Origin of the sequence: Psychrobacter sp. KFRI-CH2-11, assembly GCF_038239325.1 — a bacterium.
Taxonomy (GTDB): domain Bacteria; phylum Pseudomonadota; class Gammaproteobacteria; order Pseudomonadales; family Moraxellaceae; genus Psychrobacter; species Psychrobacter celer.
The window spans coordinates 864,717-878,024 of the sequence record NZ_CP151283.1 but is presented as its reverse complement, the minus strand read 5'-3'; the positions used below and the strand labels follow the sequence as shown (position 1 = coordinate 878,024).

At 49.1% G+C, this 13,308-nt stretch carries 11 protein-coding genes; 6 read left to right on the top strand and 5 right to left on the bottom strand.

Annotated elements, in window-relative coordinates; all coding sequences use genetic code 11:
- Window positions 1-224: 224 nt before the first annotated feature.
- From ccmI to AADH33_RS03660, 5 genes are all read right to left on the bottom strand, one after another.
- Complete coding sequence (gene ccmI, locus AADH33_RS03680) at window positions 225-1,505, bottom strand: c-type cytochrome biogenesis protein CcmI (RefSeq protein WP_207969650.1); 1,281 nt, start codon at window positions 1,503-1,505, stop codon at window positions 225-227.
- The gene (locus tag AADH33_RS03675; protein WP_348549944.1) at window positions 1,502-2,062 is read right to left on the bottom strand and encodes a cytochrome c-type biogenesis protein; all 561 of its coding nucleotides are present in this window, start codon (window positions 2,060-2,062) and stop codon (window positions 1,502-1,504) included. Before AADH33_RS03675 ends, ccmI begins: the two co-directional genes overlap by 4 nt.
- Window positions 2,062-2,721 (bottom strand): DsbE family thiol:disulfide interchange protein, encoded by a 660-nt coding sequence (locus AADH33_RS03670; RefSeq protein ID WP_100749915.1) that lies wholly within the window; start codon window positions 2,719-2,721, stop codon window positions 2,062-2,064. Before AADH33_RS03670 ends, AADH33_RS03675 begins: the two co-directional genes overlap by 1 nt.
- Window positions 2,722-2,725: 4 nt before the next feature.
- The gene (locus AADH33_RS03665) at window positions 2,726-4,753 is read right to left on the bottom strand and encodes a heme lyase CcmF/NrfE family subunit (protein ID WP_348549599.1); all 2,028 of its coding nucleotides are present in this window, start codon (window positions 4,751-4,753) and stop codon (window positions 2,726-2,728) included.
- Between the two features lie 236 nt (window positions 4,754-4,989).
- The gene (locus tag AADH33_RS03660) at window positions 4,990-6,324 is read right to left on the bottom strand and encodes a hypothetical protein (protein ID WP_075100635.1); all 1,335 of its coding nucleotides are present in this window, start codon (window positions 6,322-6,324) and stop codon (window positions 4,990-4,992) included.
- 575 nt (window positions 6,325-6,899) lie between these two features.
- Here AADH33_RS03660 and mrdA point away from each other — a divergent pair.
- The 6 genes from mrdA to AADH33_RS03630 all read left to right on the top strand — a co-directional run bounded on the left by mrdA (window position 6,900) and on the right by AADH33_RS03630 (window position 13,277).
- Window positions 6,900-8,867 carry a penicillin-binding protein 2 gene (gene mrdA, locus AADH33_RS03655; protein WP_348549598.1) on the top strand — a complete coding sequence of 656 codons (1,968 nt, stop codon included), beginning with the start codon at window positions 6,900-6,902 and terminating at the stop codon, window positions 8,865-8,867.
- Window positions 8,868-8,924: 57 nt separating this feature from the next.
- Window positions 8,925-9,629: a 16S rRNA (guanine(966)-N(2))-methyltransferase RsmD gene (gene rsmD / locus AADH33_RS03650; protein WP_348549597.1), complete on the top strand. Its 705-nt coding sequence runs from the start codon at window positions 8,925-8,927 to the stop codon at window positions 9,627-9,629.
- Window positions 9,630-9,890: 261 nt separating this feature from the next.
- Window positions 9,891-10,319 carry a 50S ribosomal protein L13 gene (gene rplM / locus AADH33_RS03645; RefSeq protein ID WP_075100632.1) on the top strand — a complete coding sequence of 143 codons (429 nt, stop codon included), beginning with the start codon at window positions 9,891-9,893 and terminating at the stop codon, window positions 10,317-10,319.
- A gap of 10 nt (window positions 10,320-10,329) precedes the next feature.
- On the top strand, window positions 10,330-10,716 hold the full coding sequence (gene rpsI / locus AADH33_RS03640) for a 30S ribosomal protein S9 (RefSeq protein ID WP_075100631.1): 387 nt from the start codon (window positions 10,330-10,332) through the stop codon (window positions 10,714-10,716).
- A gap of 316 nt (window positions 10,717-11,032) precedes the next feature.
- Entirely contained in the window at window positions 11,033-12,061 is a 1,029-nt protein-coding gene (locus tag AADH33_RS03635; protein ID WP_348549943.1) for a lysophospholipid acyltransferase family protein, read from the top strand.
- 148 nt (window positions 12,062-12,209) lie between these two features.
- A complete protein-coding gene (locus AADH33_RS03630) occupies window positions 12,210-13,277 on the top strand; it encodes a tryptophan--tRNA ligase (RefSeq protein WP_348549596.1) in 1,068 nt (355 codons plus the stop codon).
- Window positions 13,278-13,308 lie beyond the last annotated feature (31 nt).

The following is a 13,308-nucleotide window of genomic DNA, read 5'->3' as shown; positions in this document are numbered from 1 at the left end:
GACTCTCCTTAATAGGTAGGATTTTGGGACTAATAAATACTTAGGGATTGGTTGGTTGCTAAGCTACCTTACCTTGTGGCTTGACAAAGCTCAAGTATTTTCATTATCTGCAGTAAAAAGTCGCAATGACTTCTCTGTTCATATAATGCAGTTGCGCGCTGCTGTGACGACGACAGCGCGCTTACTGAGTGGGTAATAGTCGCTACTAACAACCGTTATAAATACTAGGGAATTTGTTGATTGATTTCAACATTGGCCTGATTTTGATCAGCACTAATGACCACAGGATTGCCAGATAAGTCGCCTGACTCAGCCGCCGCGGTGCCACTATGACTGATACGAGCGATCACTGCCAGCTGTACCTTGTCTGCACGCGCCGATTGCAAGGTGCGCTCAGGCATCATCGCATCGAGATCGCTTAGACTGATAGTGGCCTCGCCTTGTTTGATCACGCTGATCGGTAAGCGCTTGGCGGCAAATGGCGGCCCACCATTGACATCGCGTATCGCCACAAAAAGTACATCGTCTGCCTTGACAAGTGGCAACAGGCTGGCGCTGATTCTAATGCTTACCTCCACCCCTTCTGAGGCTTGCTGCTGCTGCGCGCTGACATTGGCGCTGAGCTCATCTAGGCTGGCTAAGGCTTTTGTATGGTCGCCCGGCTTAGCAGCGATACTGCTCCGCAGACGTTTAATCCAGCCTTGCGCCTCCTCAAAGTTATTACTACGCGCCTCGCCCATGGCCATCAGCATTTGCGCGCCTTCGTGGCGTGGGTTTTTGGCCAACACGTCCTGCAAGACGCGGCGACTGGTGGCGTCTAGTTGACCTTTATTGGCAAAGAAGCTGATCTGTGCATAGGTCGTCGCAATTTCCTCGTTATCAGGCGATAAGCGATAAGCACGTGACAATGCCTCTAGCGCCGAATCTGTCGCTTCTAATGACAAAAACAGCTCAGATAAACGCATCCAGCGATTGGGGTCATCAGCATGACGATAGACATTGGTCTGCATCGCGCTGATAAGCTGCTGGCCGTTTTCGATTGCCCATACAGGTGGCTGATCGATTTTGCCAGTCAACAAGTCATCAGCGACTTTTCCGACCTTGTCTTCAGCCGTCCACAGCTCAAACACAGGCGTTCGGTCACCCACCATCAGATACGCCAGCGCAGCCAATACAGGCACCCAAACCATGAGGATCAGGCGGCTTTTGATACCAGGGGTGACCATCGGCGTGACTTCACGCTGGGCATCCAATAGTTGCCGCTCAAGCTCGAGCTTTTGGTTTTGGTAGTGAGCATCATCGATGGTGCCACTATCTTTGTCTGTTTGTAGCTCTGCCAGACGCTCGCGAAACACCGCCACGTTGATATCTAGCAGCTGGTTGTCCACAGAGGTGCCTGATGTACGCGCGGCGCGCAGCCATGGCATGATGGTAATAACAGCAAGGAGTAAGGCAATCAGTAAGCTTAGAGCAATAAATAAGCCAGCAGTAGAGAATATGGTCATTTTTTGTCCTCGGGGCTTGTGGTGTCATGAGCGTCATTATCGGTGCTATTGGCACGCGATAGCAGACGATCAAGTTCGGCTTTTTCGGCGGCAGTCAGCTCCGAGGCGGTATTATCTACCGTCACTCTACTCTGACCGCTCGCTACCAGCTGGCGGCGACGGCTTTGCCAAAACCACCCTATCAATAATACAATCAGTAGCAATGGCGGAAAAAACCATAAAATCCATGTCGATGGACGTACAGGCGGCTTGTAGCTGATAAAGTCGCCGTAGCGCTCTTGCATATAAGCGCGAATCTCACCGTCACTACGACCGTCTTTTACCATATCGTAGGTTTTTTGCTTTAAATCTTGAGCGATCGGCGCATCAGAGCCGGCCAAGTTTTGGTTTTGACATTTCGGGCAACGCAGCTCTTCGATTAGCCCTCGGTATTGGGCTTCTTGTTGTACAGAGTCAAAATCATATACCTCTATCGCCGCGTAACTTACGCTACTGAGCAAGCACGCTAGGACAACGCCTGCTAGCTTCAGTATCAAAGTAGATAAGTGATTGGCCATCATTTACATGCCTCCGCAACCTGAGCTGGATCTGGGCTGATGTTTTTATCATTGGCGTCATTGAGCACCATAAGACAAGGGGTGATACGGCTTTGCCAATTGCTCTCGTTTACTTCGCCAATAATATGCTGGCGAATAACACCCTTCCCATCGACCACAAAGGTCTCAGGCGCACCGGTCAACCCCAAATCCAAAGCAAATTGACCAGATAAATCTTGAATAGACATCGAAAACGGATCGCCGCCGCGGTTGAGATAGCTGAGCGCATCACCGATATCGTCTTTGTAGTTGACGCCCACCAAGTTGACACCGCGCTCCTCTAGCTGCATCAAAAAAGGATGCTCGATGATACAAGTGGGACACCAAGAGCCCCAGACATTGAGCAAAAATGGCTGATCGGGCAAATTGTCATTGGTCATGATACGGCTGGTGTCTGACAATAATGGCAACTCAAAAGGCGGCACCGGACGCTCAAGCGCCGTATTGGTCACGATATCTGTGGGCTTACCCAGACGCATATACAGCATAACGAGTAAGCCGATAAACACAATCAGCGGAATCAAGAACCATACTTTTAACTGCTTTTTGTTCATGGTTTTAGGCCCCTGTACAGAGGTTTTTTGGGTGCTATTTTCAGAGGAATGGTTGGATGAGCTCATGTGTTTACGCCCCTCTCTTTGGTGCTGGTGTGTCCAAGTCGGCAACCGTGGCAAAGCCTGATTTTTTGGCAGCGACTTGCGCAGGTGTCTTGTCCTTATTAAAGCGATAACGCTTATCAAGCATACTGAGCAGCGCGCCTAAGGCCATGATGATTGCGCCTAGCCATATCCAGCGAATCAGTGGCTTCACATAGATACGAATTGCCCATTCGTTACTGTCAGCAGCGATAGGCTCACCAAGCGCCACATAGACGTCACGCATGAGGCTGGCATCAACGGCAGCTTCAGTCATTGGCATCATACTGATGATATAGTTACGTTTTTCAGGATACAAAGTCGTGACATCGCGCCCATCTTTGCTGACCAATACTTCAGCTTGAGTAGCATCAAAGTTACTGCCTTTGACGTCGCGAAAGTCCTTAACCGTAAAGTCATAGCCTTGGACATGGACGCTCTCGTTTGGCCCTAGTGCCACATCACGCTCGATGCTGAGCGTGCTGGTAAAGGCCACACCAATGACAGCAATGATGACACCAATATGCGCGGTTTGTTGTCCCCAATAGCTCAGACGTAGCTGGCGCAGCCCCTGCAGACGACTCGGGGCATTTTTGGTTTTGTCTTTGAAATCAACGACCATCCAAAACAACACCCAAAAACTGATCGCCAATGTCACGCCAATATTGAGCATGGCAGAGGGGCTAGCAAAGTAGGTGATAATCGCAGCCAGTACCAGACTACTTGCGGCAATCACCATGCCAGCGCCCAAGAGCGGACGGCTGTCTTTTTTCCAGCGAATGTTTGAGCCCATACCCATCGCGATGAGCAGCAGCCACGTCAGTGGCACAAACAGCGCGTTGAAGTACGGAGGGCCGACAGAGACCTGACCGAGATTAAAGGAATCAGCGATAATCGGATATAGCGTACCCAGCAATACCACCAAAGTGGCAATTAAGATAATAACGTTGTTAATCACCAAAAACGACTCTCGTGAGATCAGCTGATACTGACTCTCAACCGTCAAGCGCCAACCGCGCACTGCAAACATCAATAGCCCGCCGCCCACAACGATACCAAGAATCATCAAAACCACCAGCCCGCGCGTGGGGTCGGCAGCAAATGAGTGCACCGAGGTAATCACCCCTGAGCGCACCAAAAAAGTACCAAGCAAGCTCAGCGCAAAGGCAAAAATAGCCAGCATGATCGTCCAAGCCTTAAAGACCCCGCGTTTTTCGGTTACCGCCAGCGAATGCAGCAACGCCGTACCAGCCAGCCACGGCATGAGTGAGGCGTTTTCTACAGGATCCCAAAACCACCAGCCGCCCCAGCCAAGCTCGTAATACGCCCACCAAGAACCAAGAGCAATACCAACGGTCAAAAACCCCCAAGCCGCCAGCGCCCATGGACGCGACCAACGTGTCCATACTGCATCCAAGCGCCCTTCCCACAATGCTGCCATACAAAAAGCAAATGGCACCGCTAAGCCCACATAGCCCATATACAGCATCGGCGGGTGAATGATCAGCCCAAAATCCTGCAAAAGTGGGTTGAGATCTACCCCATCTACGGGCAGATTGGGCAAGGTACGATCAAATGGCGACGAGGTAAAAATCAGCATCGCCAGCATCATGACCTGCACACCGGCCAATATCACGAGTACCCGCGCGCGCATCGACAACGGCAAGCCACGGCTAAAATAGGAGACCAGCGCGCACCACGTGGCCATGATGGTCATCCACAACAAGAGCGAGCCTTCGTGCCCGCCCCATGTCGCCGAGAGTTTATAGTACCAAGGCAACAAAGTATTAGAGTGCTGCGTGACATAGACGAGACTAAAGTCATTGAAATAAAAGCCTGCCATCAACGCAACAAATGAAAAAATCATGGCAGCAAACTGTGCCCACGCGAGACTGGGCGCGAGACGCTGCCAAGCAACGTGATCGCGCATGACGCCAACGGTTGGTAATACCACCTGCAAAATCGCCAATATAAAGGCGGCCAGCAAGGCAAAATAACCCAATTCTGTGATTAACATACGGTCTAACCTTGTTTACCTTGGATACAATTAAGGATTCGCCAATAGCCTTTTGGCCACTGGCAAACGCGAAATAGTCCTTTATGCGGTCATAGTTTACGGTTAAAAACGGCGGTTTTAATGGCTATAGAAGCTGTAAAACTCGCTACTATTGTCGTGATGTATCAATAGGAATCATTGATACAAAAAACGTATCTGCTATTTATATTTATACTCAGCGATGCGCCCATGACAGATCACTGTACTGAAGGAAAAAACACCAAGACCAAATGCAGCCAGCCTGCCAAAAACCCTGTCAAACCACCAAGGATGATCAGCGTCATCTCGTCCTCTTTAAAGGCAGGACGCAGCAGGTTTTGAAACTCATTTGGCGTCAGTGCCCGAATCCGATCGCGAAACATCCCAAATATTTTACTGGCACGGCTCTCATTGAGCTCAGGATCACGCAGCGGCACCATCGTGGCCACGATTGACTTGTCAATAATGGTGTTTTTTAGCTGACCATACTCACGGCGGCCCAGCCCGACACGCAGCGTAGTACTGATCACAGGCGACTCTAACACCTGATACAAATGCGACTTCATCAAGTCACGCGTCTGCGGCGCGCGCACGCCATACATCATCTCATTCATGATGTTTTCTAACGTCACCAAGTCTCGCACCACAATCTCAGCAAACACCTCAGAGACCTCTTCTTGCCGCTTCATAAAACCGCCCTGCAAACGGTACTGGGCGATGTGCGGCATTTGCGGCTGAATAAACGGAAAGCGGCGCTGAACTGTAAAAAACTTCACATAAGGTATAAAACGCGGCTCAACAGGATTAAACACCATCCAAATCGCAATCCAATTGGTCAAAAAGCCCCAAATCGCCGCAAAAAACGGCACGGTCCAATGCTGCGGCACCACCAAAAAGATAAACATCTGGATAATACCAAAGACCAGCCCAATCAAAGCGCTGATATGCCAGATAAAATCTATTTCTTTTTGGCCAACTTTCAAAAACATATTGACCATCAAGCGGCGATCACTCTCCATTTTATTGACAATCATCTGACGCATATCGACGAGATCTTCGACATGGTACGTCAAATCCGTCACCAAGGACTGCATGATGCTTGGCAGCTCTTTGTGCGCTTGGGCATAGACGCGGCGCTTGACAGCATATGGCAAATTGCCCCATAAGGCTGGCGAATGATCGAGCATAATTTCATCAATCAACACCTCAAGGTTTTTATCGACCGTCTCCGTGATAAAGGCTGCCATCTGCTCAGGCTCCATCGCCTGAAAAAACTCATCAAGCGACCCAAGCTTTGATAATGTCTGATCGACGATAACCCCCGATATCTTACCGGCTTTACGCGGCACGATACCCTGCCAGCCAATACCTGGCAAACCAAAAAACGGAAAGTTTGGGATACGAATACCCCAAAACTTAATCGGATAAAACAGCATTTTGAGCGCCATCCACACATGTGCCCAAGTGACAAAGGCGGTCACCGGCGGGATGGTTAGCATGGCAAAAAACTCTGGATGCTCAGCGATTGTCTGCCACAATGAAGTTACGTCCATGATTTATCTGGTTCCTGACAGGTTGATTGTCGGTGCTAGTAAATGAGCGTTAGCAAACTTCGAGCGCGGCAAAAAGACGCGCGGCCATCATAACGACTATAAAACAAATCGCCTGATTTTAGCATACTTGCTATTTATTAGCACACGTCGCAGCGCGCAAGTTGTGACTCATCTGACAAATAACGGTGAGCCACTGCCAGCGCTGATACAGCTAACCCAACATAGCAATCGCGCCCTTTAGGTCGTGTCTACTGATATTCACTTTATATGAACCTGATGATGGTGGTCGGCCAGATAGCGCCTGACAGCAGATAATCGTAACAAACCCGCTGACGAGTACTGCGCCCGCGCATGGCTTCTGTTATAATTTGTCCACCAACCGCATAAGATATCAGCCAGTCAGTTGCTAAGATATCTTTTTGAGCAAAGACCATCTATGTGATTGAAACCCTTTGCATTATCCTTTATTCTTACCGCGCTTTGGCAAACCTGTCTATTTGTTTGCTTATTTTTTGTTATCCATGTTTTGCTGACTCAGCTTTATTGACTCGCTGACCGTTTGGGCTTTGATTTTTATGAATAAACCGCTGACTCCCAATACCGAACAGGTCAATCGTATTTTTACCAATCGCATTATCATCTTTGGCGCTATTATCCTCCTAGGATTGGGTGGTCTGATACTGCGTTATGGCTATCTGCAGGTCTATGCGCATGATAAATATACGACGCAAGCGGACAACAACCGTATCAAGCTGATTTCAGCGCCGCCGAGCCGTGGCTATATCTATGATCGCAACGGCATTATCTTGGCCGACAACCAACCTGTCTTTACCGCGATGCTCAGCCCTGATGAGGTCGAAAATCCTGAGCGCACCTTAAACTTACTGGCGCCTATTTTTGATCTGACAGAAACGGATATCACCGATATTTTGGCGCGTCTGAATAAAGCCAAAAACGATCCAGTCACCATCAAGATTGACCTAACCGAAGCACAGGTGGCGCAGTTTAGCGAGCGTAAACCGTTTTTTCGGGGCGTGACGATTCGAAGTAAGCTGACCCGCTCCTACCCTTATGATGAGCTATTTGCTCATGTCATTGGCTATGTCGGCCGTATTAATGACAAAGAAACCAAGCGTATCGACAAGGATCGTTATGCAGGCACTGACCTCATCGGTAAAATCGGTATCGAAGATTATTATGAAGACATCCTCTTAGGGCAGCCAGGCTATCAATCGGTTGAGACCGACGCACACGGCAATATCATTCGCCAACTAGACACCAAACCACCGATCGCGGGCAACGACATCACTTTGAGCTTAGATTATGGCCTACAAAAAGTCGCCCAGCAGCAGCTAGATGGCCGCCGCGGTGCCATTGTGGCCATCGACCCCAAAACAGGCGACGTACTGGCGTTTGTGAGCAACCCAAGCTACGACCCCAACCCCTTTATCTCTGGTATCTCCTTTAAAGATTATGGCGACCTGCGTGATGATCCAGATCAGCCGCTGTACAACCGTGCACTACAGGGCATGTACCCCCCTGCCTCTACCATCAAGCCCTTTGAAGGCTTGGGCGCGCTGCATTATGGCCTACGAGAGTGGGAGACCTCTATCTATGACCCAGGGTATTTTAGCTTGCCAGGCGACAGTCACCGTTTTCGTGACTGGAAACGCGGTGGTCATGGCTCAGTCGACCTCAAAAAATCGGTGGTGATGTCGGTGGACACTTATTACTATAAACTCGCCTATGAGATGGGTATTCAGCGCCTGCATGACTGGATGGTGCGCTTTGGTTTTGGAGAGCAGACGGGTATTGACTTGCCGCATGAGCGCTCAGGTATCATGCCATCGCCGAAGTGGAAAAAAGAAACTTATGATAAAGACTGGCTACCGGGTGAAACCATCTCAGTCAGTATCGGTCAAGGGTATTTTTTGGCGACGCCGCTACAGGTAGCCAACGCCACCGCCATGACGGCCAGCAAAGGGCAACATATCACCCCGCATTTACTCAAAAGTAGCGACGGCGCAGCGGATGTAAAGATCATCAGCAAACCTGATGGCAAAATCGACTACAATGGCAAGCCCTCAGACTGGCTACGCATGCATGACGCGATGGAGAGCGTGATAAAAAACGGCACCGGACGCCGTATTTATACCTCAGAATATCGCATCGCAGGCAAGACGGGTACCGCACAGGTCAAGTCCATCGCCCAAGGCAAGCGCTATGATAAGTCTGCGCTCGATAAGCGCCACTGGGACCACGCGTGGTTTAGTGGCTTTGCCCCTGTCGATGACCCACAAATCGCGCTGGCGGTGCTGGTCGAAAACGGTGGCGGCGGTAGTACCGTTGCCGCCCCAATTGGCCGCGCGCTCTTTGATTATTGGGTACTGCAGCGGCACGATGACCCTATCTTGCCACCGACAGCAGACGAGCTAAAAGCCATTAAACGTCAAAAAGCGTTTGACAAAGCCATGCGTGATGCGCTGCGTGATAAAGAAGAAAAAGCACAAGCAGAGCAAACTGCCAATGCAGCGGCACAATAGGATACATAGGAATAATAAGCAAAATAAAGACCACGATCAGACACGGTAACCCAAGCCATGACAAAAAAATCCTCAAGCAGACGCGCCGCTAAAAACCGCACACCCAAAACCAGCCATCTGGCAAAGAGTAGCTCTGCCGGAGATGTCCGCATCATCGGTGGTGAACACAAGCGCCGTATCGTCCGATTCGTCGACGCCGAAGGCTTGCGTCCGACGCCCGACCGCCTGCGCGAGACATTATTTAACTGGTTGCTGGCTGATATACACGGCGCTTATGTGCTCGACAGCTGTGCAGGCAGCGGGGTGTTGGGGTTTGAGGCACTGTCACGCGGCGCCGCGCACACTACCTTTATCGAGCCCAATCCTGCCCAATGCCGCTTACTTGAGCAAAGCGCCACGCAGCTACACTTAGAGACTCATCGTTATCAGATTATTCAAGGTACAGCCGAACACGTCCTGACGCACAATCAAACCTTGCAACATCACTTTGATATCGTCTTTATCGATCCGCCGTATGCGCAGGACTTATGGCAGCCTATCTTGACGACGCTCATCGAGCAGTCGCTGATCACAAGTGACACGCTGCTGTATCTTGAGGCGGACAAAGCACTAGAGGAACAATTGCAGCAGTTGGCCGATCACCTTAGCCAATCAACGACCTGCGTGGCGCAGACAGAGCCAACAAACGTCAGCTTTTATTGTCTAAAACAAACCAAAGTCGGCCAAGTTGTCGCTGGACTTTATCGGCTGGCACCGTCATAATTGCACCGTGCTTGCAAAAAGTGAGTGATGAGCAAATCGCTTTTCTTTGCCTCCCCGCTTTTAGCAAAATCACGCAACACCTACAAAATGTCTAAAACCGCTTAAAAACTGGCCAAACGCTGCAGTTTGATGCATAAAGGCAAAAATAAACCCCAATGCAGCTTGCAAGCGTAGGCGCTACTGCTTATAATGTGCAGTCTGTTTTTTGAGAGCCCCGTTCCCAGCTAAACTCTCAACGAATTCTAATTTTAAGGTTTTATCATGAAAACACTTAGTGCAAAACCAGCTGAAGTGACCCATGACTGGTATGTCGTAGATGCTGACGGCAAAACCCTTGGTCGCTTAGCCACTCAAATTGCTACTCGCTTACGTGGCAAGCATAAAACTTCTTATACTCCGCACGTAGATACTGGTGACTTCATCGTTGTCATCAACGCAGAAAAAATCGCGGTAACGGGTAAAAAAGCACAAGATAAAAAGTACTATCGTCACAGTGGCTACCCAGGTGGTATCAAAGAAACCAACTTCACCAAGCTGATTGCACATAAGCCTGAAGATGTTCTATACAAAGCTGTTAAGGGTATGCTTCCAAAAGGTCCTCTTGGCTATGCGATGATTAAGAAGCTAAAGCTATATGCCGGGGAAGAACATCCACATACTGCACAGCAACCTAAAGAACTAGACATCTAAGGAGTCACTTATGGAACGCAATTACGGAACTGGTCGCCGCAAGACGTCTACCGCTCGTGTCTTTTTAGCGAAAGGTACTGGTGCTATCGTTGTTAACGGTAAACCACTTGATGAATACTTCAGCCGTGAAACTTCACGCATGGTCGTTCGTCAGCCACTAGAGTTACTAGACTCTGCTAACGAATACGATCTATACGTAACCGTTGCAGGCGGTGGTATCAGTGGTCAAGCGGGCGCAATCCGCCACGGCATCACTCGTGCATTGATCGAAGCTGACGAAACATTAAAGCCTGCTCTAAAATCAGCTGGTTTTGTTACTCGTGATTCACGTCAAGTCGAACGTAAGAAATTGGGTCTACGTAAAGCACGTAAACGCCCACAATTCTCAAAACGTTAATCAAAGCTATCTCTTATCTTTTTGCGATTGGCCGCTTTATCTCAAAACAGCCCTATTTGCATTAAGCCAAAGAGTAGATTTGCAAAACCTTATAAGCTGGTCACAGCTTATAAGGTTTTTTTATGGCTATGTGTCTAAGACTATTCTACAAAAACCTGCTACACGCAAAAACCACCTTGCAAAGTATTCAGCACTACCCCATCATGATAGTAACTTTTATTACCTCATCCTTATTATGAAAGCGCCAGAACAATACGACCCCAGCAAGCACCCAAAGACTGATGTATCAGGCTCACGCCCTGCGTCGCCTAATCATATGGCCACAAACAACAGCAAATCCCCTGCCATCCCTGCCGGTACGCCGACCATCACACAAAACCACAAACGCACCGCACAAGCAGAAAAAAAGCCTTTTGAATGGCAGTTTTTGTTGCCCAAATACTGGGGCATTTGGCTATTATTCTTTTTTATATTACCGATGATATATCTACCGCTGCGTTGGCAGTTTTGGTTGGGCCGTAAGCTGGGTATTTTGGTTTATACCATAGCGGGCTCGCGTCGGCGTGATACGCTGATAAATCTTAGGCTGGCCTTTCCAGAAAAACCAGAAGCTGAGCGCGAGCTGATGGCAAAGCAAGTGTTTGTCAACCAGGGCATCGGGGTGTTTGAGACCTTGTGTGCTTGGTTTCGCCCCAATGTCTTTACTCGTACTGTCTCAATCTCAGGACTACAGCATTTGGTTAATGCGCAAAACGACAATCGCCCTGTGATTTTGTTGGGTGCTCATTACACCATGCTGGATTTGGGCGGCTTGCTAAGCGCGCAGTTTTTCCCTGTCGATTGTATGTATCGACCTCAAAACAATCCATTGCTCGATTGGTTTATCTACAACGGCCGCACCACTATCTTTGGTAAGCAAATCTCTAGCCGCGATATGCGCAGCTTGGTCACCTCAATCAAAGCCGGACACGTGATTTGGTACTCACCCGATCAGGATTATGGCCTCAAACAAGGGGTGATGGCACCGTTTTTTGGTGTACCAGCGGCCACCATTACCGCCGCCAGACGCATGGCAAAACTGGGTAACAAACAGCATCCACCTGCCCTCATGGCACTGCATACCTATCGGCAAACGCCTGATAACCTACCGCGAGGCAAACGTCCTCATTATCACCTGACCATTACCCCGGCGCTAGAAAACTATCCTAGTAATGATGAGGTTGCTGATGCAACACGTGTCAATGAGATATTAGAAGGACTGATTCGTATTGATCCGACTCAGTGGATGTGGTTCCATCGCCGCTTCAAAAACGGCCCTGATGGCCGTACAGATATTTATAAGTAGACATTGATACTCAAACAAAGCAGTAGCTAAATTTGTTATAATTTGCGCCATCAAATTGAGTCGTTGACGTCAATACCACTCTTTTACTTAAGTAAAAATACTAATATCACTCTAATAAATCAAAAAGCAAACCAACCACGGATTTTTCATGACTAATCAAACTGACGCCCCTAATAACGAACACAAACGCATCCTCACTGGCATCAAGCCGACAGGTATCCCGCATCTAGGTAACTATGTCGGTGCCATTCGTCCAGCGATTGAGTCGATCCAAAATAGTGACGATGAGGCGTTTTTCTTTTTGGCCGACTATCACGGCATCATCGGCTGCTACGATCCTGCCGTCATCCATGAGTCAACCAAAATCATTGCTGCGACGTGGATTGCTTGTGGTCTTGACCCTGAGCGTGTGACGTTTTATCGTCAGTCGGATGTGCCTGAGATACCAGAGCTGGCTTGGATTTTGAACTGCTCATGCGCCAAAGGTCTCATGAACCGTGCCCATGCCTATAAGGCGGCGGTCGATATCAATACAGAAAAAGCCGATGTCGATCCAGATCAAGGCATCAACATGGGGCTGTTTGGCTATCCTGTGCTCATGGCGGCGGATATTTTGATGTTCAACGCCACCCACGTCCCCGTAGGCCGTGACCAAGTACAGCACATCGAAATGGCGCGTGACATCGCTGGCACCTTTAACCATCGCTATAAACCGCTCTTTACCCTCCCCTCAGCGGTCGTTGATGAAGACATACCTCTGCTGACAGGGCTTGATGGTCGTAAGATGAGCAAAAGCTATAGCAACACCATTCCTCTATTTGGTGAGCCCAATCCACAAGTCAGCGCTGAAAAGCAAATGCACAAAGCCATCATGAAAATCGTCACCAACTCGCAATTGCCTGATGAGCCAAAAGACCCTGATGACTCAGCACTCTTTGAGATTTACAAAGCGTTTGCCACTGCTGAAGAAATCGCTGATATGCGCGCACAGTATGCCGCTGGTATCGGCTGGGGTGATGCCAAGCAAGTATTGTTTGATAAAATAAATAGTGAGATTGCGCCATTTCGCGCGCGTTATGAGGAGCTGATGGCCAACCCCAAAGAGCTTGAAGAGATTCTACAAATGGGGGCAAACAAAGCTCGTCGCCATAGCCGCAAACAGCTAGATAAGGCGCGCCGTGCTATTGGGATACGCCCACTTGCCAAACTTAAATAGCTCCTTACGTGGCAAAGTACGTCGCCATCAG

Coding starts and splice junctions, on each gene's coding strand:
- ccmI (WP_207969650.1), bottom strand. CDS start 1,505: ATGACCATATTCTCTACTGCTGGCTTATTTATTGCTCTAAGCTTACTG.
- AADH33_RS03675 (WP_348549944.1), bottom strand. CDS start 2,062: ATGGCCAATCACTTATCTACTTTGATACTGAAGCTAGCAGGCGTTGTC.
- AADH33_RS03670 (WP_100749915.1), bottom strand. CDS start 2,721: ATGAGCTCATCCAACCATTCCTCTGAAAATAGCACCCAAAAAACCTCT.
- AADH33_RS03665 (WP_348549599.1), bottom strand. CDS start 4,753: ATGTTAATCACAGAATTGGGTTATTTTGCCTTGCTGGCCGCCTTTATA.
- AADH33_RS03660 (WP_075100635.1), bottom strand. CDS start 6,324: ATGGACGTAACTTCATTGTGGCAGACAATCGCTGAGCATCCAGAGTTT.
- mrdA (WP_348549598.1), top strand. CDS start 6,900: ATGAATAAACCGCTGACTCCCAATACCGAACAGGTCAATCGTATTTTT.
- rsmD (WP_348549597.1), top strand. CDS start 8,925: ATGACAAAAAAATCCTCAAGCAGACGCGCCGCTAAAAACCGCACACCC.
- rplM (WP_075100632.1), top strand. CDS start 9,891: ATGAAAACACTTAGTGCAAAACCAGCTGAAGTGACCCATGACTGGTAT.
- rpsI (WP_075100631.1), top strand. CDS start 10,330: ATGGAACGCAATTACGGAACTGGTCGCCGCAAGACGTCTACCGCTCGT.
- AADH33_RS03635 (WP_348549943.1), top strand. CDS start 11,033: ATGGCCACAAACAACAGCAAATCCCCTGCCATCCCTGCCGGTACGCCG.
- AADH33_RS03630 (WP_348549596.1), top strand. CDS start 12,210: ATGACTAATCAAACTGACGCCCCTAATAACGAACACAAACGCATCCTC.